This window comes from Corynebacterium felinum (assembly GCF_030408755.1).
Taxonomy (GTDB): Bacteria; Actinomycetota; Actinomycetes; order Mycobacteriales; family Mycobacteriaceae; genus Corynebacterium; species Corynebacterium felinum.
In genome coordinates, this window is sequence record NZ_CP047209.1 from 596,504 (window position 1) to 621,273 (window position 24,770).

Consider the following 24,770-nt stretch of genomic DNA (forward strand, 5'->3'; position numbering starts at 1 on the left):
AATCTCATTCCTTGAAAGTAATAGTTGTCGACCAATCCAGCTACTTCACACCAAATCCGCCGGAATCGCCACCCGAAGATGAACGCGGCGAGGAAGGGCGAAAGTAGGGACCTAAATGCACAAACGTCCCAGAATTCAAACGCTGATGATCCTCCACAGTCACTTGTGAAGTGCCATCCCCGTTATCCTTCACGCTAAAAACATACTTTTCCCGCCGTAAGTACACAGTATTGGTTTCATGATCTGTTGCCATCTGCTGCAGCTCAGGATTACCGTCGATCGTGTTAATCCACTCATCCACAGAGCCTGGGCAGGTATAAAAACTCACCATGAACTCACGTTTAACAAATTGGCAGTCTTTCGCCACCTTTGTGGCAGGTGCCTCCGCGTTCATCTCCAACGCGAGCTGAAAAGCTGCAATTCCAGCAACGATGAAAAGGACACCGATATTAAACAATGCCACAGCCCGCTGCTGAAGCTTCACCGTCGACTCGTTATGTGAATTTTCCTTCGCGTTCATCTAATTCCTCACAATCCACGCCGATTGCGTCCGCACAATCGCACCTTCCAGTGGATACAGGTGATACGTTGTCCAACACCAACGATCGCAATTCCACGCCCCACCGAGCGCGGTGATATGGTAATCCCCCTCGCCGGGGAATCTGGCAACCAGCCACGAAGCATCCAACTGAGCCATGACAGCCTCGGCTTTATCCGCAAACTCATAATCCGAAAAAATGCTGGTGCGCAGCGAAAAACGGTAGTCGGCGCTGGGAAAACGCTGGCGGTAATCTGCCCGCCCATCCTTCACCGGCACAGTCTCGCCCGCCGCAGTAGCTGCGAGACACGACACCTCCTCCCTCAATAAGGGGGTTTGTGCACCCCGAACTTCAATCACATGGGAGGCACCAATGATGCCCATGCTTAACGACGTCGAGGGGGCGTCGACAAGCGTGCGCGAGCTGAGCACGGGGCGGGTCGGGCCGTTGACACACACCCCAAGATCCCGCCAGGACACATCAGCAGTGGGAACCACAAGATCAGTGATGACCACACTCACGAGTACTCCTGGGCAGGCGGGGCGGGGTAAATTGTCAACTCACCAGGCACAACCTCATGCCCAATGGACACCTCCCACAAGGAATCATCACTGTATTTTTCCAGCGACAAGAGCTTACCGTCAGGCCCCTTGTAGTCCACATATGTCATCTCACCAGCCATCGGCAACCCCGTTGTGCCCACACTGGTATAGGTGGCCGGACCCCGCTCAACCTCCGTATACGTCTCACCCTCATACGTCACCTGGCCCAAGGGGGATAAATCCGCCGAACGGTCGGTACGCCACAACGCCAATTTCACCTCCCCCTCATCCACCTCAACCTCGAACCAGCCAGGGCCTTTATTGCTGGTGAGCAAATGCTCGTACCACTCGAAAGGGCCTTGACGGCAGGTGAGAGTACCACGAACCACATAGTCGGTAGAACCATGGCTGATCACAGCACCAGGCCCAATGACAGTAGTGCTAAACCGCTCAGCGCCTGTGACAAACGCGAAAGGATCCACCGGAGTGGTAGACGGTGGGTTCTTGGAAGCTTGCCATATCTTATACGCTCGAACGATTAAACCGACGCCTACCCCGAGGAGAACAAGCGCGAGGAGCGCGAGAAAAGAGACCCAAAACATGAGGAAAGTATAGTGAACGAACGTTTCTTTCGGCAGGAGTTTACATCACCTTTTTACAAAAATTTGCGTGCTAATCCCCGGTGCCAAAACTCAACAGGCGTCCCACAATATAGTGCCAGCGGGGAAGACAAAAAGCAGAGCTTCTTCGCGCTGCGGTCAGTGTGGCTTGTGTGTCTGCGTGCTGGACAGAGCAAGCTGCGGTACAGGGGTGATTGTTCGCACCAGGAGCAATCTGTGCGGACTACTCAAAGTGCGACCGATTCTTCACGTGGTGGGCACAAGAAAAAACAGTGCGCTACGGCTGGTAGCGAAGAATTACTCCTTGGCACCAGTGGCGTAACGCACTGTGTGAAAACCATTGGTTGTGTGAACCCCAATCCCTAAAACCCTCGGAAAATACCCCAGTACGTGGTAATAAATAGTGAATTATCCCGTGTGTGCGCAATCCTGAATGTGCAGGGCCTAACAATGCAAGATATCCTCGATCCCGGCCCGCAGAATCATCACTGATGCCGCAGCAAAAGGTTAAAAATGGGAAAATGTACTCACTGATATTTTCCTACCAACACAACCGTTGAACTAAAGCTCAATACTCCAGTTCAACTCTTGAATCTTCATATCCACATCCCTGATCTGCTGCGCCACCTGATTGGCGTGCGCACGAAGATCAGCAACATTGACAGTAGAAACCAGCTTAATCTCTGAGCGAGTCCACCGAACCTGATTCTTCGAAGCCCGCTGCGCGACACGATTGTACATATCGAATTCACGCTTGAGGCGTTCGCGCAGCGCCAAGGCTTGGGTGAGAGTTCGCGACTCGTCGAAAAGAGTCGTTGCATTCACATGATTAATCCGGGCAACCAACTGCTCAAGGCGCTTATTGGTTGCACTATACTCCTGAATAATCTGTGCAGGATCCTCAGGTGGGGTATCACCCTCCTGAACCTGAGCTAGATCTTCCAAACGATCCGCTAAAACCGCCAAATAACGCTGGAGATTCGCCCGCTCATACAACGCTTCTGCAAGCTTCATCTGTTTACCTCCCAACATACAAGCACAAGGGTGCCTCCGCAGATAGCGAAGGCACCCACAGCATTCACAAACGAATACTACTTCAGTTCCATCATGACCGAACCCTTGGTCACGCCCTCGCCAGCAGCGACAGCCAAGCCGGTAACCACACCAGCCTTGTGAGCCTTCACAGGGTTTTCCATCTTCATGGCCTCAAGAACAACCACGACGTCGCCTTCAGCAACTTCCTGGCCTTCCTCGACGTTGACCTTGATCACGGTGCCCTGCATAGGAGCGGCAACAGCATCGCCCGAAACAGCAGCCTTTGCGCCACCGGAACGACGCTTCTTTGCCTTCTTCTTCGCGCCACCAGCGCCACCACCCAAAGCCAAGTCGCCTGGCAGGGCGATCTCTACGCGACGGCCGTCGATCTCAACAACAACCTTCTGGCTTGGGGTAGCCTCTTCAGCTTCCTCAGCCTCAGCAGGATCAACGTAAGGAGGAATGGGGTTGTCCCACTCTTCCTCAATCCACTTGGTGTACACGTCGAACTTCTCACCATCACCCACGAATGCAGGATTCTCCACAATGTGGCGGTGGAATGGGATAGCCGTAGGCATACCCTCAACAATGTACTCACCCAGTGCACGGCGGGAACGCTGCAAAGCCTCTTCGCGGGTCTCACCATACACAATCAGCTTCGCCAGCATGGAGTCGAACTGGCCACCGATAACCGAACCTTCAACAATGCCGGAATCCATACGGACACCAGGGCCAGCAGGCTCAACATACTTGGTGATGGTGCCTGGAGCTGGCATGAAGTTCGAACCAGCATCTTCGCCGTTGATACGGAACTCGAAAGCATGGCCACGAGGAGTTGGATCCTCCTTAATGTGCAGCTCCTTGCCCTCAGCAATACGGAACTGCTCACGCACCAGATCCAAACCAGTGGTGGCTTCAGTAACTGGGTGCTCCACCTGCAGACGAGTGTTGACCTCAAGGAAGGAAATCAGGCCGTCGGAACCAACCAAGTACTCGACGGTGCCGGCACCATAGTAGCCAGCTTCCTTACAAATACGCTTTGCAGACTCGTGCAAAGACTTGCGCTGCTCATCAGTGAGGAATGGGGCAGGAGCCTCCTCAACCAGCTTCTGGAAACGACGCTGCAAGGAACAGTCACGAGTACCAGCAACGATCACGTTGCCGTGCATATCGGCCAACACCTGGCACTCCACGTGGCGTGCCTTGTCGAGGTAGCGCTCCACGAAGCACTCGCCACGACCGAATGCTGCCAAAGCCTCACGGGTAGCGGAATCATAAAGTTCAGCCACCTCTTCCATCGTGTAGGCAACCTTCATGCCGCGGCCACCGCCACCGAAAGCAGCTTTAATCGCAATAGGCAGGCCATGCTCCTCGGCGAAAGCAACAACTTCGCTGGCATCCTTGACAGGTTCCTTGGTGCCAGGAGCCATTGGTGCCTCAGCGCGCAAAGCGATGTGGCGGGCAGTCACCTTATCACCCAAGTCGCGAATGGACTGTGGGGAAGGCCCAATCCAGATCAGGCCCGCATTGATGACAGCCTCGGCGAAGTCGCCGTTCTCCGACAAGAAACCATAGCCTGGGTGAATCGCATCAGCGCCGGACTTCTTCGCAGCGTCGAGGATCTTGTCAAAGACCAGGTAGGACTCTGCAGAATTCTGGCCGCCGAGGGCAAAAGCCTCGTCAGCCATGGTAACGAATGGTGCGTTTGCATCAGGCTCAGCATAAACCGCAACGCTGGAGATACCAGCGTCGCGCGCAGCGCGAATAACGCGAATAGCGATCTCACCGCGGTTAGCGACGAGAACCTTGGTGATCTTCCTGGATTCCACAGTCACGTGAAGTACTCCTGGTTCTTTGAAGATATAGGGGGTCAAATTTTTCTGTCAGCTGTCTGCTTCAGTCACGAAGCCCACACATGAAGAATGTTCGTTATGCAAAGCATAACGTGTCATCGTATACGGACACCTACACTGTCGTAACTTTGGCTCTCAAAATTACAGAATGTGACGAAGCACTCGGCGTATCACATTCTTTCACATTTGCGGCAGTGGCAAAGCAAAATCTGTGAACAAAAATTTTCCCGATTTTCAATAGTTCTTAACCCACGGGCCAGTTCTTTGACATCTCAAGATCGTCAGGGGCATGACCCCGACGAATATCCATACGCACCATATTGCCCCACTCCGCCCAGGAACCATCATAATTGCGTACATTTTCCCAGCCAAGCAGGTGCTTTAGAACAAACCACGTGTGGGCAGACAATTGACCATGGCTACAGTAGACAATCGTGGAATCCGATTTTCCAGCCAATGCGTATGCCTTCTCTAATTCCTCACGGCTGCGGAAGCGTGAGTTCGGGTGCACAGACTTCTCCCACGAAATATTCACCGCACCAGGGATATGCCCATGGCGCAGTACCCCCGATTCGGGGGCATCAGCCAGGCGGGTGCCGGCATACTCATCGGGTTCGCGGGCATCGATAATGGTTGCCTTCGTCTCCCCCGAAACCACGGACTGCACATCGGTGACGAAGGCGCGGAATGGGGCGTCGTTACGCTCAGGGACGGGGTAATCGGTCGCCGGATATTCAGGGACCATATAGGAGGTGTCGCGCTCCTCAGCCATCCATGCGTCACGGCCGCCGTTGAGCAAACGCACATCTTTGTGCCCGAACAGCTCGAACACCCACAAAGTAAACGCAGCCCACCAGTTGGACTTATCGCCATAAATAACAACGGTATCGTCAGCCGCAATACCTTTCGCCCGCATAAGCTGGGCAAACTCTTCGGCGCTGATAAAATCACGGGACAGAGGATCGTTCAAATCCCGCTTCCAGTCGATACGCACAGCGCCAGGAATGTGACCGATATCGTACAGCAGAGCATCTTCATCGGACTCGACCACCCGCAAACCAGGGGTGCCTAAGCGTGCGGACAGCCACGAAGCGGACACTAAACGCTCAGGGTGGGCATATTCTTGCAACAGCGGATGGGGATCAAATGGAGCAGGCATGAGGTATTCGAAGCCTTTCTTCTCGCACAAGGAGAGATGATCGGGGGTAGTAATGCGCAATAGTTGCGTGAATGAAAAAACAGAACAATTCAAGAACTAGAAAACACTTAACAGCTTAAGCAATTTCTTGCGCAAGCGTCATGTGCACACTATCTGTGTGTTGTTCATTACTAACGCTGTTTTCTGCAGGCGGTACCACAACAAGTCAATTACCCTAAAAGAGGTGTACCTTTTCTTTACAGTTTCCCCCTGAGAAATTGTGCTCATAGTCGCCTGGCGCTTGTGAAACACACACCGCGGATAAACGTGGCTGAGCACTGGCGGTGACTGAAGCAAATCAATGTTCACATTCTGCCCTATCTGGGGGTAGACGCAGAATATTGACAGGGGCGCTGGGAGTAAAAACAGTGCACGCACCACAACTTCACCCCCTAAATTTCGAGTGTTCACACAGTGTGAAGCTCGAAGCATCTTCTTCAGCGAAAGGGAATCACTATGCACAAAAGCATCGTAGTCTTTGAGGTCGAAGGCGGCTCCGACAAGTACTTTGACGGACACCGCAAAGACACCATGCCAATCGTTAACGCCATCAAGGATGCTGGCTGGCACGCCGAGGTTGTCTACTTCCGCCCAGAGTGGTCTGACGCACTGTTCGAGTACGTCTCCAGTAAATTCGATGCCTACATTTCCCGCGTGAACCCCGGCAACATCCCCGGCGGCGAAAAGGGCTACTTCGACCTGCTGACCAAGCTCAGCGAAGCAGGTCTTGTGGGCATGTCCACTCCAGCTGAGATGATGGCCTACGGCGCGAAGGACGCACTGGTCAAGCTCAACGACACCGACCTCGTCCCCTCCGACACCGCCGCATATTACGATGTGGAAACCTTCCACAACACCTTCCCCACCTCCCTGTCTTATGGTGAGCGCGTGCTCAAGCAAAACCGCGGCTCCACAGGCTCCGGCATCTGGCGCGTCCAGCTTGAAGATAAGGAACTGGCAGCATCTGTTACCCCCGGCACCGCACTGCCGCTGGACACCAAGCTGCGCTGCACCGAGGCTGTGGACAACCACACCGAAATCCGTGAGCTGGGCGAGTTCATGGACTTCTGCGACCAGTACATCATCGGCGACAACGGCATGCTGGTAGACATGCGCTTCATGCCTCGCATCGTCGAAGGTGAGATCCGCATTCTGCTCGTTGGCCCACACCCAGTGTTCGTGGTGCACAAGAAGCCAGCCGAAGGCGGCGACAACTTCTCCGCAACCCTGTTCTCCGGCGCGAAGTACACCTACGACAAGCCAGAAGCATGGCAGGATCTGGTGGACATGTTCGCTGCCGCCCGCCCAGTGATTGCTGAAAAACTCGGTGGCGACAACATCCCACTGATCTGGACCGCAGACTTCATGCTTGCCGACGGCGACAACGGCGAGGACACCTACGTACTCGGCGAGATCAACTGCTCCTGCGTGGGCTTCACCTCGGAGCTCGACATGGGCATTCAGGAAATGGTGGCCAAGGAAGCTATCGAGCGCGTGGAAAAGAAGTTCGCCTAAAATCTCAGGCGCTCCACTTCCAGCACTGAGTGGTTAACAGGTGCTGAGCATAAGATGCTTGGCATCTAGGCAAGAAAACCCTTAATTGCGCAGCGCACCAGCTGCTACTTTCGGGACAATAACCGACAGTAGCCAGCTGGTGCGCTTGTGCGTGCGTATCATCGCCAAAAAGTGGGTGCACTTTAGGGCAACGGTGCGCATATATCTGCAGGCCAGTAGATGTGTGTCTGCGTGGTGGGATGCGGGAGTGTGGCGGGGCTGTGCAGGCGCTGTGATCCCAATTTCTCCTCCCTCTGTGAAGTTCATTAGAATGACAGCTGTTTGGCTTCAACACCCATTCATCCTGTGAATGGATTAAGGCCGAAACCATCCACTTAGCCAACGTTCGTTTTCGCCTTTAACCTCTCGGGGGATTTGTTCAACGTGGAGCAGCTCACTGCCAGCAAGTACCGTTATGATCTCGATGGTCTGCGGGGTTTAGCTATCGCTTTCGTGGTTATTTTCCACGTTTTCGTTGGCAGGGTTTCAGGCGGTGTGGATGTTTTCCTCCTTCTCTCCGGCTACTTTTTCTTAGGCGCCCAGCTGCGCTACGCGGTGCGGGAAACAGCTGACCCGAACCCCCTGTGGCCCTTGTGGCGCACGATCCGCCGCCTCGTACCCAGTCTGGCATTAACTGTGGGTGCTACTGCTGCCGCTGTGTATTTTCTTACCCCAGAGTTGCGGAATTTGAATCTCGCCCGCCAGTTTGAGGCGGCTATGGGCTACTTCTTAAACTGGGAAATTGCCGCCCAAGGCGCGGCGTATAGTGCGGCGCAGTCGCAGGTCAGCCCGCTGCAGCACTTGTGGTCGATGGCGGTGCAGGGGCAGTTTTATCTGTTCGCCATCACGCTGGGAAGTGTGGTGGCGTGGTGGGCGCGGCGGCGGCGTCGATACGCAAAAAGTGTCAGCCCAGCGCGACTGGCGGGACCACTTCTTATCCTGCTCACAGCTGCCAGCTTCGGCTACGCCTGGTATCTCAGCATGAATGACCAGCTGCTGAACTACTACTCCACCTTCTCGCGCTTCTGGGAACTATGCCTCGGCGCGGTGCTGGCGCTGTACGCTTCGCGGGTCTCCCTGCCCGCTCAACTGCGCGCAGCCTGCGGCATTGTAGGCGTGCTCATGGTGCTCAGCACCGGGCTGCTTTTCGACGGCGCAACCCTGTTTCCCGGACCCGCCACACTCTACCCCATCGGCGGGGCAGTGCTAGTGGTACTCAGCGGCGGGGCAGGGGTGCGCTGGCTCGCCAGCCCTTGGATGCGCTGGCTGGGACGCATCGCCTACCCCCTTTATCTGTGGCACTGGCCGCTGCTAATCATCTCCACCGTCTACCTGAATTTGCACAACCCCACCCTTGTGCTGGGAGTATGCGTGATCGCAGCCAGCGTTATTCTGGCTGAACTCACCCACCGCTGTGTGGAGGAACCACTGAAACAACACGGCAAACGCCCCGTGGCGGGGGAGCGGCGCTGCGCAACAGCGCTGCAGCAAGTGCGCGTGAACATGGCTGCGCGCGGACGCGCCTTCGGCGGACTCGTGGTGGCACTGGTGGTTATTTCAACACTGTACGTTCCGCTTCTGTGGCGGGCGGAAGTCGCCGCCTTAGCCGACGTGCGCCTCGACCCCGTCCGCTACCCGGGAGTGGCAGCAACATCGATGTCGCGGGTGCCTGCCGCCGAGCCGATGCCAGACCCGTATCTTTTAGCGGACCTAGTCTCCCCAGCCTGGTCCGACGGGTGCATGTCGTTACTCCATGACGACCCGAAAAAACTCGCAGTGGATTTCGCGGACTCCGACTGCATTTATGGCGACCGCCAAGCAGAAACCTTGATGGTAATGGTGGGCGGTTCGCACGCCGAACAATGGATGGCACCACTGGATAAACTAGGCAAGCAACACGGCTTCAAAATCATTCCCCTAGTGCGCCAAGGATGCCCAGCCTTTGTGGAGGAAAAAGACCGGGTATTCAGCGAAGACTGCAAACAGTTTAACCAAGTGATGATCAAACGCTTAGAAAAACTGAACCCCGACCTCGTATTCTCCACAGCCACCCGCCCCCTGCTAGAGGCTGGCCGATTTTTAGATGAAGTACCAAAATCCTACGTCACCTTGTGGGACTACCTAGCCCAACGCAACATCGCTTTCGTCGGCGTGCGCGACAACCCCTGGTTTTTAAACCCCGACGGTACCGGGCAGATGGTATCCCAATGCTTCGCCGAAACAGGCGACATTTCCCAATGCGGACGCTTGAAAGAGCACGTCTACGCGCCGGTGAATCCAGCAGCAAAGTACCAAAAGCGACCCGACTTTGTTGCTGTTGACACCGCCGACTGGTTCTGCCCCGTCGACACCTGCCCACCTGTGATCGGCAACATTTATGTCTACCGGGACGGCAATCACATGGGCGACGATTTTGCGCTGACACTCGCCCCCCTGCTGTGGGAACAAATGCGACCTGTAGTTGAACTGGTCAAACACAACACACGCGTTACGACGCCACACTCCATGGCACCCTCATCGGCACCATCTGCTCCACCCAGCACCACTTCAAGCTCAAGCAGCAGCACAACTGCGCAGCCTACACCTGCAAGCCCTAGTGTTGTGGCCACTTCTTCACCCCAACCAACCCCTGTACAATCCTATTCTTTGCCGGAATGGGATCGCGAAGCACTACCCAATAAAGAAAACCAGTGGGTTTTACGCCACCACCCACGACTAGAACCACCGCACTAACACCCGCATCCCAACCCTACCCCCAGCACTACTCGACCTATCGGCAGTACATGCTGGGGGATTCTGCTGCACAGGAGGAAAAAGTCGAACTACCCAATATGCAGCAGGTGTACTTCCAGTGGGCTTACTCGACTTTTTGGTGTGCGAGGCTGTGGTTTGGCGGTGTGAGGGAGGATATGTCGAGTTTTAGGCTGGGGAAGTGTGGGGGTTGCTCGACCTTTTGGGGTGTGAGGGCGTGTTTTTTGGGGTGCGGGAGGGGCATAGGTCGAGTTGTGGGGGTGTGGGGTGTTGGCGTCGATAAGCGTGGGGTGTGGGATGTAGGGCTTACTCGACCTTTTCAGGTGCGACGCCACGTTTTTGGGGCGCGGGAGTAGGAAAGGTCGAGTTGTGGGTTGCATGCTGTTGGGGTTGCTCGACCTTTTGGGGTGTGAGGGCGTGTTTTTTGGGGTGCGGGAGGGGCATAGGTCGAGTTGTGGGGGTGTGGGGTGTTGGCGTCGATAAGCGTGGGGTGTGGGATGTAGGGCTTACTCGACCTTTTCAGGTGCGACGCCACGTTTTTGGGGCGCGGGGGAGGATAGGTCGAGTTGAGTGATTCTGAGCCCCAGGGAAAACGAAAGTAACGTGAGCAAAATAAAAAGTGACCAGGGGAAACCACTGGTCACTGGAAAGGTTGTCTACTGATCCAACGTTGCCATTGGGGATGCAAACGGGGATGCTGTGCAGGCGCTAATCTAGCAGGGAGGCAACGCAGGCGGGGTCGGCGTCGGAAAGCAATTGGCGGCACCGATCGTACTCAGCCTGATCGCCAATCACAGCGCTCGCGCGGGCAAGCGCAGCAATAGCACGCAACACACCCTGATTCGGCACATGATCAAAAGGAACCGGGCCAAAACCCTTCCACCCATTCGCCCGCAAACGATCCAAACTCCGGTGATAGCCAGTACGCGCACACGCGTAGGCAAACACCTTCTGCTGCGCTAAATCGCCCTCTAGCTGCGCAAGCGCAGATTCCGCCACCGTCGCCCACACCAGCGGCGAAGCAGGATGAACCAACGCCAAATCCAGCGCATTCTCTGCCGAAACCGGAGCCGAAAGCTCCTCAGCAGGAAGAAGAACTGGGGGAGGGGCAAGCATATCTTTCAACTGTGTCATAGATCTAACTCCTTCAAACACCAAAACAAAAACCAGCACACCAAGTAGGAAGCCTCAGCGTGGCATAACACCTACACCTTATTCCACAAGGAATGCACATCAATACCTAAGGAATACAAACCCCGACGAACAGTTGGCAAAGACAAGCCAATCACACTCGAAGGATCGCCCTCAATACGATCAATAAACCAACCCCCAATCGCCTCAAGGGTAAACGCACCAGCACACAACAACGGCTCCATCGTGCGTGCATAAGCCTCAATATCAGCATCACTAACCTGCGCAAAAAACACATCAGTGGCAGCAGTCTGAGAAAAACGACCCATCGGAGTAATCACACAATGACCAGTCAACAACGTCGCCTTCTTCCCCCGCTGCTGCCGCCACCGCTCAATCGCACGCTCAACCGTATGCGGCTTGCCCTGCAACTGGCCATCAAGAAGCAACATAGAATCACAACCAATCACACAATCATGCGGATACTCGGCCGCCACCGCCTCAGCCTTAGCCTTCGCCAGCGCCGCCACAACCTCCTCAGGCGCACGAGAACACAAAGAATCCAAAATCCCGTCTTCATCCACATCCGCCGGGTGGATCACAGGATCAACCCCAGCAGAAAGCAAAATGGACCGACGCGAAGGCGAACTAGAAGCTAAAACAATACGCATAACCGACAATCATAAGCCACAACACCCAAGCCACTACACCGCCGGAAGCTCATCACCAACCTGAGGATAAGACTCCTGCGCCCCCAACCCCGTCACCGCAAACGCCCCGACGCGAACGGCGAAGCGGGCGGCGTCGACAAGCAACTCGCCCCGATCAAGCGCAGCCACACACGCACCAGCAAAAGCATCACCCGCACCAGTAGTATCCACCACCTCAACCACCGGCGTTGCAACAGGAATGATCCCGCCAGCATCCGCCACCAACGCCCCATCAGCACCCAACGTCAAAATCACAGACCGAAAACCAACATCCAGCAACGCCTGCGCCATACCAGCAAAAGAATCAGGAACCGGCGACACCCCCAACTGCACCAACACCAACGCCGCCTCATGCTCATTCACCATCAACGGATCAGCCCGCAACAAACACCCACGATCCACATCAACAACCGGCGCAAGATTCACCACCACCCGCGCACCACACGCCACCGCCGCTTCAACAGCCGCAACAAAACCCGAAGGGGGAATCTCACCCTGCAACAACACCACATCCTGCTGCCGCAACTGAGGCAAACGCGAGCGCACAAAATCCCCATCCACCAGCGCATTCGCACCAGGAACAACAATGATCGTATTTTCACCGCGATCATCCACAGCAATCAACGCAAGCCCCGTACTCGACTCAACCTCCGCCACACGGGACACATCCACCCCCGAGGAACGCAACATCCGCATCGCCGGATCAGCATACGCATCCACCCCCACCGCACCCACAAAAGACACATCAGCGCCCACCAACGCAGCAGCCACCGCCTGATTCGCCCCCTTACCCCCAGGTGAAATCACCACATCAGAACCCAACAACGTTTCACCCGGGCGAGGATGACGCGCCACACGCACACCCAAATCAGCATTAATCGAACCCACAACAACAATCGACATAAACCCTACACACTCCTCAAACAACACCAACAGTCACGCTTTACCGCCAACACTACCGATGCACACCAACAAATACGAAGCACTAAGAAAAAGGAACACCAGCATGAAAAATCGCATTCGCATACGGCACCGTCGAACCAGTACGCACCACAAACGAACACTCAGAAATTAGGCGCTTAAACTCCTCATGATCCACCTCATGAACAGCAACATCAGGCAAAACAACACGAAGCTGCTGCGGCATCTGCACCGCAACCGTCACTGCCTCAACCACCACCTCAGCCAACACCGCCACACACACCCGCTCAAATTCCGGGAAACCCAACACCAAAGACAGATCAATCACCGGAACCGAACGCGGAATAGGCAAACCGCAATCAGCAATAGCAAACCTATCAGTATGCCCCAAACGAGCCAGAGCAAAATTAAGATCAGGGTTTAACAGACCACCAGTTTTCATCAACACACCTTTCACATTCAGATCAAAAGACAGTCAAAGATTGAAACCGCGCCAGCACACCGAAGGCGTACCCACCGCCCCACTACAGCCCGCGCACCTGACGCGCACGCGGGTGTGCGCGGGTGTGCGCGGGTGTGCGCGGGTGTGCGCGGGTGTGCGCGGACAAAGCGAGGCTACGAAAACCAAGAACCACGCAGCAGGAAAGCAAGGCTTCAAGGGGATAAGAAGGAATGCCACAGGCGGGGAAGGAGACGATGTGATTTAAAAATCTGCAACATTCTCCTTTGTCACCGTAATCACATCAACAGGGACTTCCTTCTGGGGTTTTTCACCCTTGAGAATCTTCGCGGCCTCCTCCACAGCACGGGCACCTAGCTGCTTGGGCTGCTGCGCGATCGAAGCAAACATGCGCCCTTCTCTAATGGCATGAAGTCCATCGGCGGTTCCATCGAAACCGATCACCATCACCTCAGTACCAGCCCGCGACCCCAAAGCCTCAATCGCACCAAGCGCCATCTCATCATTTTCAGCAAAAATAGCTTTCACACCAGGGTGCGCTTGCAACAAATTCGTTGCCACATCCAAACCTGCGGCTCGATCAAAATTGGCGGTCTGCTTCGCAATCACCCGAATATTCGGAAATTGTGCAATGCCTTGTTCGAAACCCAGCCCTCGGTCACGGGAAGCAGATGAGCCAGCAATGCCTTGTAGCACCACAATCTCACCCTCGCCTGCAATAGCGTGGGCTAAAACTTCAGCGGCTTGCTTACCACCGGCAACGTTATCGGAGGCAATAAAGGAGGCAAGCTCGCCCCCATTGGCGGTGCGGTCCACAGCGATCACCGGGATGGATGCGGCATTGAGTGTTTTCACCGCAGGAACCACCGCATCAGAATCTGTGGGGTTGACAATCACCACATGCGTGCCCATGGTGGCGGCATTATTCAGCTGGTTTGTTTGAACCGCAGAATCATCGGAGGCATCTTGAATATTCAGCGCCACCCCCAATTCGTCGGCTTTTTCTTCAGCCCCTTCCCGTAGCTGCACAAAGAAAGGGTTTGTTTGGGTGGATAAGGCAAAAGTCACACTCCCGCCCCCAGCCACGGTGGCTGAATCACGGTTACAGGCGCTTAAACCCCACACCAAACCCACAGCAGCGATCAGCGTAAGAATACGCCGAAGCGCCGAATGAGATGATGCTCCGGACCCACCGCGACGGTTATGCAGTGCAGTCGCCGACTTCGCCGCTGCCGAAAGTGTAGTGAAATACGGATGAGTAAACATTGGGAAAACTCAACTCCTTTCGAGGAAAAATAGTAAAAATCTCACAACTGTTAAATTTTTTCTCCCGCTGGATGTTCAACCACCGACCACAGCCACAATGAAGGGTGGTCGGATAAACACTGCTGATCACCTGCACAAAGCTGAAGTGATAGGGGTCAAAAACACCGCGTCGGGGCTACAGCTTTGTTTTGGTGCGCAGAACATCAAAACCCACCGCCAAAGCAATAACGAGGCCAATAACAATCTGCTGCCAGAAACTGGACACATTCAAAATATTCAGACCGTTACGGATCACAGCGAGCAAAATCGCGCCCACAAAAGTCCCAGATGCTTTACCGGAACCACCGGCCAAGGAGGCACCGCCAATAACCACAGCGGCAATGGCATCGAGCTCATAGCCCAGTGCAGCTTGGGGCAGTGCGGAGGAAAGCCGCCCCATAATCACCAATCCCGCTAACGCCGCAAACAAACCCGATAAGGAATACACAACCACCAGTGTTGTTCGCACCGGGATGCCAGAAAGCCGAGCAGCTTCCTCATTGCCACCAATGGCGTACATGGAACGACCCAAAACAGTGCGCGAAAGAATAAACCAGCAGGAAAACCCGGCTAAAGCCATCATGACAATCGGCATGGGTACCCCGAAATAGTCGGCGCCTAAGGCCGTAACCGCCGGTGGGGCAGCCAGCGGCGAGCCACCAGAAATAACAAGCGTGGCACCACGGGCAATAGACATCATGGCCAAGGTGGCAATAAAAGCAGGAAGGCGACCATAGGCCACAGCAACCCCAGCCACCGCACCCGCAACAAGCCCCATCACAAGCCCAATAATCAACGTTAACCAGCCAGGAAGTCCCGCCTCAACGAAGAAATAGGCGGAGCACATCGCCCCAAAAGCAGCCACCGAACCAACGGCCAGATCGATCCCCGCAGACACGATGACGAAGGTCATACCGAAGGCAAGAATGGCCACCGTTGCCGACTGGATCCCAATATTGAGAAGATTACGCACCGTAAGAAAATGCGGGGTGGCAATAAATAAAGCGATGCACAAAACAATGAGGCCGACGAGTGCACCATTATTCATAATCCAATGCATCAGCGGGTGGCGTGCGCGCCGGGCAGCTGGTGTGGGCCCAGTTGTGGTTGCGGGAGTGCTCATGACCGTACCTTTCCTTCGGTGTGGGGGTCGGGGTGAGTGTCGGAGTGATCTTTGATAATGTGGGCGACGTTGCTCACAGCTAGTGACATGATTTCGTCTTGGGTGGCAGTTGGGGGCAGTTCCCCCACTAAGCGCCCGGAGCTCATGACGAGAATCCGGTCGGACATGCCGAGAATTTCGGGAAGTTCGGAAGAGACCATCACCACGGCGCCCCCATCGGCAATGATCTGGTTAATGAGGGTGTAAATTTCGACTTTCGCCCCCACATCCACACCCCGGGTGGGCTCGTCCAGCAGCAAAACTTTCGATCCGGCCAGCACCCACCGGCCAAACACTACTTTTTGCTGGTTGCCGCCGGACAGGTTGCGTACAGGCTGGCTCATGGAGGCCATTTTGATGCGCAAACTATCGGCCACCTGTGTTGCGCGTTGGCGCTGCCCACTGCGGTCAACGAGTCCGAATCGTGCGGTGCTGCGGAAGGTTGCGAGACCGAGGTTGTCGTTGACGCTGGCGTCGAGGACTAAGCCTTGGGCTTTGCGGTCTTCGGGCACCAGTCCGATTCCGGCGTGGATGGCGGCGCGAATGTCGTTGGGTTTGATGGTGGTGGCGTCGATAAGCACTTCGCCGTGATCGCGGTGATCAGCGCCGACGATGCCACGCAACAGTTCGGTGCGACCAGCGCCCACCAGCCCGGCGATCCCCACAATTTCCCCGGCGTGAACGCGAAAGGAAACATCGTGGTATTTTCCGCTTGCGCTCAGACCGCGCACATCGAGCACAACGGGGCCGCGCGCGGCAGTGTGTTTGGGAAACTGGTTGTCGATTTCGCGCCCCACCATTAACCGCACGAGTTCATCTTCGCTGGTGGTGGCGGGTACTTCGGCAATGAAGTGGCCGTCGCGCAGCACGGAGACGGTGTCGGCGATCGTGGCGATTTCGTCGAGGTGGTGGGAGATGAACACCATGGCAACGCCACGTTCTTTCAGCTGGCGAATGATGCGAAAAAGCTGCTCAACTTCGCGGTCGGTGAGCGCTGCTGTGGGTTCGTCGAGAATCAGGATGCGCGCGTTAACCGATAGTGCTTTGGCTATTTCGACCATTTGTTGGTGCGCGATTCCCAGTTCCTGCATGGGGGTGTCGAGATCAACGTCGACCCCGATCAGGTCGAGTGCTGCGCGTGCTTCGGCGCGCAATCGCGAAAAATTGACCAGCCCGAAGCGCCGTGGCGCCCGCCCGAGCATCACGTTTTCTGCCACCGACATGGTGGGCACAAGGTTGAGCTCTTGGTGAATGGTGGCGATGCCGAGCGCTTCGGCGGCTTTGGCGGTGGGCAGGCGGGTGGGGTTGCCATCAACGATGATCTGCCCGGAATCTGGTTGGTAGACGCCGGACATCATTTTGATCAGGGTGGATTTGCCCGCCCCGTTTTCGCCCAGCAGTGCGAGCACCCGCCCTGGGCGCACGTGCACGCTTACGTGGTCGATGACGTTAATGGGGCCGAAAGATTTGCACACATCGACCAAGCTCAGTACTGGTTCAGGTATGTCGGTTGTTGTGTGCATGGTGCCTCCTATTCGCGCCGTTCAATCTCGTGCGGGGATGGGGTGTGAGTTGCGTGTCGACGCCGTTAAAGCGTGGTCACGGATTGGTGCGGTTGTTGGGTTTGTGGGCTAAAGAAATGGGGGATTAACCCCCGAATGTACCTATATTTGAACTATGGCTGCAATAACAAAATATAATAATCGCGTAGGGGTATACCCCTAAATGGTCTGATGCGTGACTAAAGCTCGTGCATAGCGGAAGTTTAGGGCTGGAACTGAGGGGGTAATTGATTTTTTTAAAACACGAAAAAACGAAAATTATTTGACGTCTATCAAAACATTTTTATCACCCATATGTTCCAAGCTGCCATGTTGATAGCGCATGCTCGTAAAGGAAAGAGGGTGGAAATCTTGATAGGTGCTTATATTTATCTTATGTAAACGGAACTTTTATGCGAATTGGCTCCGTGTTACTATTGCGCACTGGGGTGCTGCAAAATGTGCTGACGGAAGGGTGTCTTCAGTCAAGAATTTTCGTTTAGAACCATTGCGCTCGCTGTGGATTTGATCTGGTTGGGGGATGATTTTTATAGCAATATTTTGCTGCTGTAAAACATTGGCTTTGAGGGGCTTCTTGCTCAAAGCTAACTGTGACAACCTCGTGATTGCTATAAGATTAGCCTTTTATTCCCGTTGAAAGATTTTTCACAAAGAAAGCGGCCGCGCAGTAGACCATACGTCCTGTGTCTACCTCTTTTGAGCCTGCAGACCCACGGCGAGCATAACGAATTTAAATGCCACAACCTCCTTAAATGTATTAATCAGGCACTGTTGTTACGCGGGATGTGTAGGCAAAACTTTGCCGTCAAAATCGTGAGTGTATGCAAGCGATATGCAGTACAAACCTTAATGGAAACTGTGTAGAGTAAGGGTGCTTTCTCTCGTTTATCGATAATGCGTTATGTGAAAGGAATGTCTTGATGTCGCGATCATCTCATGTGTTTCGTCCCTCCGTGGCGCTCTCATTGTCACTTGCACTTGCGTTGGGTGCTCAAGCTCCGGCCGCTTATGCAGAAGAAAAATACAATGTGTGGGTGGGTGCTACCCAAGTAACATCGACTAACAAGAACGATGTGAAAAGCGATGGCACTGTTAGCTATGACCCAGAAACTGGGACACTGACTCTGAAAAATGCAAAGATTTCTGAATCGTCACGTGCTGAGAGTCGTGCAAAGGAGGAAAATCGGGAAGATGCTACCGTTGGAATTTACGCGATTGATGAGGGGGAGAACTCCAAATCGCTCATCCTTAACTTACAAGGGAAAAATAGCATTCATGTTCCGGCCAGTGATTTAGATGTTTATGGTTTGAAGTACGTAGGGAAGTCACAATCACCGTTGAAAATTGTCGGGCAGGGCGAGCTGAATGTGACAACTGCTGATTCAGCGAAGGGAACGTACGGCATTCAATCCACCGTACAACTCATCGTTGATGGACCGACCCTCAATTTCAAACCTGGTCGATCTCTCCAATTATCTAGCACGGGAATGTCCCTCTTTAAGGGGTTGAAGATGCAAGCGGGTGAAATCGTTGCAGAAGCAAACACTGGGAAACACAGTAGTGTGGGTATTTTCAACGCATTCGAAAACATCGAAATTACTGGTGGAAAAGTGACAGCCAGTGGAAAACTTCACGATCACCACCTTGGTCAAACAAATTACGGCCTGTACGCTTTCGGCAAATTGACTGTTAAGGATGCAGAAGTCGAAGTGCTAAGCCCTAATAAAGCCATGCACGTGGTCGAGTATGCTACCGGAAGTCTTCCCGTGAAGGTGAACACCACTCCTTCCGCAGACGGTGCCACGGGCTGGGATCAAACGACTTCATTGAAGGAGGATGGCCCTTACAAATTTGTAAAGATTGGTCCGCGCACTCAAATGCTCCACGAAGGCAATCAGGGAAACAATGCGCAAGGCAACGGCACTACTGTGCCTCCAGTGGCGGAGGTGCCGGATGCCCCCAAAGAACAGGGTAAACCGGATGCCGACATTGAAAAACGCAAAGAGAATACCCCGAAGCCTGAGGCAGACGCCACACAGCCAGATAACGGAACAGTGCCCGACGATCAAAGCAACAACAACAGCCCACGAGGCTGGGTAAAGGCTCTGCTCGGGGTGCTCGGGTCACTTGGTGTAGTAGGAATCCTTGCAGCTGTTATATCGGCGCTTAACCCTCAGCACATTATCCCGCCTGCACTACGCAACCTGCTACGCGTCTAAACAACGCAGTACACGCAATGGGGGAGGCTGTGAAAGAAAACCAGGTTTCTTTCACAGCCTCCCGCATTTTTTCATGTGTGCCTGAGTTTTAAGGACACAGATGCGTTAAAAGAAGCTGACGTTTTGGAACGCAGTTGGATTGTAGGTGGTTGGGCGTTGCAAACGCTCAGCCACATTACCCCACATATTGCGCTCACGCTCAACAGCTTCAGCGTTTGCAGCATTATGTGCCATCGATGCAAAAAGAGCAGTTAACGTAGCCACCTGAACATCGTCAGGATTGCCCTTGACAATTGTCAAAAAGGGCTTCTTTACCTCAGGCGCATCCGCTGAGCTGGGGGAGATCGCAGTGGAATCAGACATAACAGTGCCTTCAAAAGTAGCCGGATAGGACAGACAACGCCCAAGAGCATTGTGTAAAAATACCTTCAGTCACGACCTCCGCAATTCAAGCAAAGAGTGCGGAGATGATGAACCACGAAGGAGCATGGGTTTCCAAATGCTCCTTCGTGTGAAGCAAAAGAAACGTTACAGTGGAATATTACCGTGCTTCTTCGCAGGAACGTTGACCACCTTGCGATCTAACAAACGCAGACCTTCAATGATCTGGCCACGAGTCTCAGAAGGAGGAATAACCGCATCCACATAGCCACGCTCAGCAGCCATGTAAGGATTCACCAAAGTCTCCTCGTACTCCTTCTCATACTCCTTCGCCACAGCAGCAACATCCTTTCCTTCTGCAGCGGCAGCCTTGAGCTCCTTGCGGTAGATGAAGCCAACAGCGCCTGCGGCACCCATCACAGCAATCTGAGCGGTAGGCCAAGCGAACACAAGGTCAGCGCCCATATCCTTTGAACCCATCACGCAGTAAGCGCCACCGTAAGACTTACGAGTAATCACGGTGATCTTACCCACTGTCGCCTCAGAGTATGCGTACAGCAGCTTCGCGCCACGACGAATGATGCCGTTGTACTCCTCAGAAGTGCCAGGCAAGAAGCCAGGAACGTCCACAAACTCAATGATTGGAATGTTGAAAGCATCACAGGTACGGATGAAGCGCGCAGCCTTCTCCGACGCACGAATATCCAAACAGCCAGCGAACTCGGTGGGTTGGTTAGCAACAATACCCACGGAACGACCCTCAACACGGCCAAAACCAATGAGGATATTGCCAGCGTAGCCTTCCTGAATCTCGAAGAAATCACCATCATCAACCACGCGGGTGATGACATCCTTCATGTCATAAGGCTGGTTCGGGGAATCCGGAATCAACGTATCCAACTCAAGATGGGACTCGTTGATATTCTCCTGGATCGAACCCACCATAATGTCAGCAGCCTCACGAGGAGCCTCAGCACGGTTGTTGGAAGGCAAGAAACCAACCAGATCGCGCACCCAATCCAAAGCGTCAGAATCATCAGCAGCAGTGTAGTGAGAAGTACCAGACATATTCATGTGAGTCTGAGCGCCACCCAGCTCCTCCTGAGTGACCTCCTCACCGGTGACGGTCTTAATCACGTCAGGGCCAGTGATGAACATCTTGGAGGTCTTGTCCACCATGATGATGAAGTCAGTCAAAGCAGGGGAGTACACGTGGCCGCCAGCGCACGCGCCCATGATGAGGGAAATCTGGGGGATAACACCCGAAGCCATGGTGTTACGGTAGAAAATCTGGGAATACAACCCCAGAGAAACAACACCCTCCTGGATACGGGCGCCAGCGCCCTCATTGATACCAATCAAAGGTACACCGGTCTTGATCGCAAGATCCATGATCTTGACAATCTTCTCACCGTAAACCTCACCCAGAGCGCCACCAAACACAGCGCCATCCTGGGAGAATACACACACTTTGCGGCCATCAATCGTGCCATAGCCAGTGACAACACCATCGGTGACAGGACGCTTGGCATCCAGACCAAAGTTCTTCGAACGGTGGCGAGCAAGCGCATCCACCTCGACGAAGGAACCATCGTCGAGGAGGTACTCAATGCGCTCACGTGCAGTCTTCTTACCAGCCTCGTGGACACGGTCAACGGAAGCCTGGCCCATAGGGGCTTGAGTTTCGGCAATGCGCGCACGAAGATCGGCGAGCTTGCCTGCAGTAGTAGTCAAATCAGGTGTTGGTGCACCTGCGTCAGTGATCGTTGCGGCAGTCATAACTTCACAGTCTAAGGGGGAAAAGAAAGTTTTGTGAAGTGTTCGTATTTTTCTTTCATTTCTGGCGAATAATTACACACATTGGGGGTAGAGCTTCTGACATTTTCCCAGTATCTGTCAATTCAGGTGGGGGAAGAATAGCGATACTTTCTTCACCAAAGTTGTTGCCTTTAACCCCGCATGCCTTTATGCCACACGCAGTAGACCCGTATGATTCATGCATCACAGTTGTACACATAAGTATTCTATAGCCCAGAATCTTGTTCCCTCATATATGTAGTCCTATCTATGGTTCGTGAAAGCTGCACATAGAGGAGTGGGTTCCGAACCCGATTGTATGGAAGAAACGCGCAGCCTTGACCTCACGCTCCAAGAACGCGATTTCCTCGTCATCTGCATCCTTGTCACGAGCATGCTCAAGCTCGGCGAGAGCATCCTCGAATGCAATCGGCTGCCACAACGTTAGTCCGATTCCCTCAAATCGGTAGCTTGCAGGAGCTTCACTGTCATCCACGTTGCCATCGCCATTGAGCGAAGACAGAAATTCCACCAGTGCTGGGGCTTTAAGCTCAGAAAGGGCAGTGTCGTCCATGATGATCGCGCAGGCGATATCCTCATCATCCTCAGTATTACGAAACGTGGAAAACTCCATGAAATCCACGCACCCATTGGCCAAGGTGATCTGGATGGCATTATCTAACAGCATCACAAGATCATCAGTGGCATAAAAGCCCTGAGTACCACCCACGATCGAGCGCACTGTCTCGCGAGCATCGCCACAGGCGATGCTCCCTAAAAAAACCTGGAAACTCACTATCCGCCTTCTGAAAAGGATGAATCCGAATAGTAGGGTGCACAGTAACTGTCCTCTCGTTTCCGCGTGCACAAAACACCACGAATTACACCCGCGCGTTACTCTCGTGAGTTTTGGCATCTCCTTGAATTAACGCTGCCGCCCTGAGCGCATGCAAGAGAAACTAAGGCAACACTTGTTCACACACCACGACCACTAGAACTTAAGGCACGCTGTTCAAACAGCCGTTGCCCCCTGCGTGAAAAACACAGGGGGCAACGAAGAGAGATAAGGAAAGCTGGTGTATTTAGAGCGGAATGTTGCCGTGCTTGCGAGCCGGACGATTCACATGCTTGTTGCGTAGCAGGCGCAGGTTGCGCGCGATCTGGCCGCGAGTTTCGCTCGGCAAGATGACGGCGTCGATAAGCCCACGCTCAGCGGCAAGATAGGGGTTGAGCATGTGATCCTCGTACTCGCGCTCGAAAGATTTCTGCAAAGCCAGCAACGCATCATCATCGAGACCGGAGTTGCGTGCTTCGGCGAGTTCCTTGCGGTGTAGGAAGCCGACAGCGCCAGCAGCGCCCATCACTGCGATCTGTGCGGTTGGCCACGCCAAGTTCAGGTCAGCGCCCAAGCCCTTGGAACCCATCACGCAGTATGCGCCACCGTATGCTTTGCGCATGGTCACGGTGATCTTTGGAACGGTCGCCTCGCCGTAGGCGTAGAGCAGCTTCGCGCCGCGGCGCAGAATGCCGTCGTGCTCCTGATCAGAGCCGGGCAGGAAGCCTGGCACGTCGACCAACATCACAATGGGGATGTTGAAGGCGTCGCAGGTGCGTACGAAGCGGGCAGCCTTCTCGGAGGAGTCGATGTCGAGGCAGCCAGCGAAGCAGGTGGGCTGGTTTGCCACGAAGCCCACGGACTGGCCTTCGATGCGGCCGAAGGCGATGACCACGTTTTCAGCGCGCTCAGCTTGAATTTCCAAGTACTCGCCATCGTCGGTGAGTGCGGAGATGACGTCGCGCACATCATAAGGAACGGTGGGGCTGTCGGGGATGATGGAATCTAGTTTCAGATCATCTGGACCCATGTTTTCTTCGATGCTGCCTTCTTCTTGGTCGAAGTCGGTCACAGGCGCCATCTGGCGGTTGTTGGAAGGAAGATAGGAGACTAGATCGGCGACGAAGTCGAGCGCATCCTGATCGTTGGCGGCGGTGTAGTGGGAGTTTCCGGCCTTTTCCATGTGGATGCTTGCGCCACCCAGCTCTTCTTGGGTGATGTCTTCGGAGGTGACGGTCTTGATCACGTCTGGGCCGGTGACGAACATCTTGGAGGTTTGGTCGACCATGACCACAAAGTCGGTCAGCGCTGGGGAATAGGCGTTGCCGCCTGCGCAGGCACCCATGATGACGGAGATTTGTGGCACCACGCCGGAGGCGTTGATGTTGTGGTAGAAGGTCTGGGCGATCAGGTCGAGGGAGACGGCACCGTCCTGGATGCGCGCGCCCGCGCCTTCATACAGGCCGATCAGTGGGCGGCCGGTGGTCACGGCCAGCTCCATGATTTTGCACATTTTCTCGCCGTAGACTTCGCCGAGTGCGCCGCCGAAAACGGTGCCGTCTTGGGAGAAGATGCAGACTTCGCGCCCGTCAATGGTGCCCCAGCCGGTGACGATGCCGTCGGTGGCGGGGCGCTTGGCGCGCATGCCGAAGTCGGTGGTGCGGTGGCGCACGAGCTGGTCAACCTCGACGAAGGAGTGTGGGTCGAGGAGGTAATCGAGGCGTTCGCGTGCGGTCAGGCGGCCCTGGGCACGAACCTTTTCCTGCGCAGCGCGGCCAACGGGGGTGGCGGCGTCGATGCGGCGTGCTTTGAGGTCGGCGATCTTGCCGGCGGTGGTGGATACGTCTGGCAAAGATGCGACGTCGATCAAAGGTGAGGAAATAGTCATGTTTTGGAATGGTAGACCACGAACGCAAAGTTTTCTAGATAAAAATCCAAAAAATTTTGCTCATCTGATGTCTGCTCGTGGAAAATCGCAGGTCAGAATCTAGTTTTGTCCCAAAAATGAAATAGGACACATTCTGCATTCTCGGCGTGTCGCAGCCCCTCGCTGTGGGGAGGGGACATGCAGTTTCGTTCCCCATTTTCCACCCCGCACGTGCGCTGGCTACTGGTAGGTGGCACGCGGATGCGACCTGCAATTTTCAACCATATGCAACCGGCTAAAAGGTGTGTTTAACTGGGATTTTCATCGA

21 protein-coding genes are annotated in these 24,770 nt (G+C 54.5%); 4 read left to right on the forward strand and 17 right to left on the reverse strand.

The genetic code is table 11. The annotated features are described in order from the left end of the window. Positions 1 to 40: 40 nt before the first annotated feature. From CFELI_RS02665 to CFELI_RS02690, 6 genes are all read right to left on the reverse strand, one after another. The gene (locus CFELI_RS02665; protein WP_277103887.1) at positions 41 to 520 is read right to left on the reverse strand and encodes a DUF4247 domain-containing protein; all 480 of its coding nucleotides are present in this window, start codon (positions 518 to 520) and stop codon (positions 41 to 43) included. Next, entirely contained in the window at positions 521 to 1,060 is a 540-nt protein-coding gene (locus CFELI_RS02670) for a DUF2617 family protein (RefSeq protein ID WP_277103888.1), read from the reverse strand. Next, positions 1,057 to 1,683, reverse strand: a complete 627-nt coding sequence (locus CFELI_RS02675; RefSeq protein WP_277103889.1) for a DUF4178 domain-containing protein — start codon at positions 1,681 to 1,683, stop codon at positions 1,057 to 1,059. Before CFELI_RS02675 ends, CFELI_RS02670 begins: the two co-directional genes overlap by 4 nt. A 579-nt stretch (positions 1,684 to 2,262) precedes the next feature. Beyond that, entirely contained in the window at positions 2,263 to 2,715 is a 453-nt protein-coding gene (locus CFELI_RS02680) for a DIP1984 family protein (RefSeq protein ID WP_277103890.1), read from the reverse strand. A 77-nt stretch (positions 2,716 to 2,792) separates the two neighbouring features. After that, the gene (locus CFELI_RS02685) at positions 2,793 to 4,571 is read right to left on the reverse strand and encodes an acetyl/propionyl/methylcrotonyl-CoA carboxylase subunit alpha (protein WP_277103891.1); all 1,779 of its coding nucleotides are present in this window, start codon (positions 4,569 to 4,571) and stop codon (positions 2,793 to 2,795) included. Positions 4,572 to 4,833: 262 nt separating this feature from the next. Further along, on the reverse strand, positions 4,834 to 5,748 hold the full coding sequence (locus CFELI_RS02690; RefSeq protein ID WP_277103892.1) for a sulfurtransferase: 915 nt from the start codon (positions 5,746 to 5,748) through the stop codon (positions 4,834 to 4,836). Positions 5,749 to 6,243: 495 nt separating this feature from the next. On the opposite strand from CFELI_RS02690, the gene CFELI_RS02695 reads away from it, so the two are divergent. Together CFELI_RS02695 and CFELI_RS02700 are read left to right on the forward strand one after the other, a co-directional pair. Further along, complete coding sequence (locus CFELI_RS02695; RefSeq protein ID WP_277103893.1) at positions 6,244 to 7,302, forward strand: Cj0069 family protein; 1,059 nt, start codon at positions 6,244 to 6,246, stop codon at positions 7,300 to 7,302. A gap of 423 nt (positions 7,303 to 7,725) precedes the next feature. Next, the gene (locus CFELI_RS02700) at positions 7,726 to 10,074 is read left to right on the forward strand and encodes an acyltransferase family protein (RefSeq protein WP_277103894.1); all 2,349 of its coding nucleotides are present in this window, start codon (positions 7,726 to 7,728) and stop codon (positions 10,072 to 10,074) included. Between the two features lie 726 nt (positions 10,075 to 10,800). On the opposite strand, the gene CFELI_RS02705 is transcribed toward CFELI_RS02700, so the two are convergent. The 7 genes from CFELI_RS02705 to CFELI_RS02735 all read right to left on the reverse strand — a co-directional run bounded on the left by CFELI_RS02705 (position 10,801) and on the right by CFELI_RS02735 (position 17,304). Then, a complete protein-coding gene (locus CFELI_RS02705; RefSeq protein WP_277103895.1) occupies positions 10,801 to 11,226 on the reverse strand; it encodes a DUF3151 domain-containing protein in 426 nt (141 codons plus the stop codon). Between the two features lie 71 nt (positions 11,227 to 11,297). Further along, positions 11,298 to 11,894, reverse strand: coding sequence for a Maf family protein (locus CFELI_RS02710; RefSeq protein WP_277103896.1), 597 nt, complete (start codon positions 11,892 to 11,894; stop codon positions 11,298 to 11,300). Between the two features lie 33 nt (positions 11,895 to 11,927). Further along, complete coding sequence (locus CFELI_RS02715) at positions 11,928 to 12,836, reverse strand: ribokinase (protein WP_277103897.1); 909 nt, start codon at positions 12,834 to 12,836, stop codon at positions 11,928 to 11,930. Between the two features lie 82 nt (positions 12,837 to 12,918). Continuing rightward, positions 12,919 to 13,296 carry a D-ribose pyranase gene (gene rbsD / locus CFELI_RS02720; RefSeq protein ID WP_277103898.1) on the reverse strand — a complete coding sequence of 126 codons (378 nt, stop codon included), beginning with the start codon at positions 13,294 to 13,296 and terminating at the stop codon, positions 12,919 to 12,921. Positions 13,297 to 13,557: 261 nt separating this feature from the next. Further along, positions 13,558 to 14,580 (reverse strand): D-ribose ABC transporter substrate-binding protein, encoded by a 1,023-nt coding sequence (locus tag CFELI_RS02725; RefSeq protein ID WP_277103899.1) that lies wholly within the window; start codon positions 14,578 to 14,580, stop codon positions 13,558 to 13,560. 175 nt (positions 14,581 to 14,755) lie between these two features. Beyond that, positions 14,756 to 15,679 carry an ABC transporter permease gene (locus CFELI_RS02730; RefSeq protein ID WP_277103943.1) on the reverse strand — a complete coding sequence of 308 codons (924 nt, stop codon included), beginning with the start codon at positions 15,677 to 15,679 and terminating at the stop codon, positions 14,756 to 14,758. A 59-nt stretch (positions 15,680 to 15,738) separates the two neighbouring features. Further along, entirely contained in the window at positions 15,739 to 17,304 is a 1,566-nt protein-coding gene (locus CFELI_RS02735; RefSeq protein WP_277103900.1) for a sugar ABC transporter ATP-binding protein, read from the reverse strand. On the opposite strand from CFELI_RS02735, the gene CFELI_RS02740 reads away from it, so the two are divergent. Together CFELI_RS02740 and CFELI_RS02745 are read left to right on the forward strand one after the other, a co-directional pair. Next, complete coding sequence (locus CFELI_RS02740) at positions 17,285 to 17,416, forward strand: hypothetical protein (RefSeq protein WP_290259367.1); 132 nt, start codon at positions 17,285 to 17,287, stop codon at positions 17,414 to 17,416. The genes CFELI_RS02735 and CFELI_RS02740 overlap by 20 nt on opposite strands. An 847-nt stretch (positions 17,417 to 18,263) precedes the next feature. Next, positions 18,264 to 19,562 (forward strand): hypothetical protein, encoded by a 1,299-nt coding sequence (locus CFELI_RS02745; RefSeq protein ID WP_277103901.1) that lies wholly within the window; start codon positions 18,264 to 18,266, stop codon positions 19,560 to 19,562. 105 nt (positions 19,563 to 19,667) lie between these two features. On the opposite strand, the gene CFELI_RS02750 is transcribed toward CFELI_RS02745, so the two are convergent. From CFELI_RS02750 to CFELI_RS02765, 4 genes are all read right to left on the reverse strand, one after another. Continuing rightward, positions 19,668 to 19,925 carry an acyl-CoA carboxylase subunit epsilon gene (locus CFELI_RS02750; RefSeq protein ID WP_277103902.1) on the reverse strand — a complete coding sequence of 86 codons (258 nt, stop codon included), beginning with the start codon at positions 19,923 to 19,925 and terminating at the stop codon, positions 19,668 to 19,670. Between the two features lie 165 nt (positions 19,926 to 20,090). Then, positions 20,091 to 21,722 carry an acyl-CoA carboxylase subunit beta gene (locus tag CFELI_RS02755; RefSeq protein ID WP_277103903.1) on the reverse strand — a complete coding sequence of 544 codons (1,632 nt, stop codon included), beginning with the start codon at positions 21,720 to 21,722 and terminating at the stop codon, positions 20,091 to 20,093. Positions 21,723 to 22,008: 286 nt separating this feature from the next. After that, on the reverse strand, positions 22,009 to 22,536 hold the full coding sequence (locus tag CFELI_RS02760) for a hypothetical protein (protein ID WP_277103904.1): 528 nt from the start codon (positions 22,534 to 22,536) through the stop codon (positions 22,009 to 22,011). A 286-nt stretch (positions 22,537 to 22,822) separates the two neighbouring features. Beyond that, complete coding sequence (locus tag CFELI_RS02765; RefSeq protein ID WP_277103905.1) at positions 22,823 to 24,463, reverse strand: acyl-CoA carboxylase subunit beta; 1,641 nt, start codon at positions 24,461 to 24,463, stop codon at positions 22,823 to 22,825. Between the last annotated feature and the right edge of the window lie 307 nt (positions 24,464 to 24,770).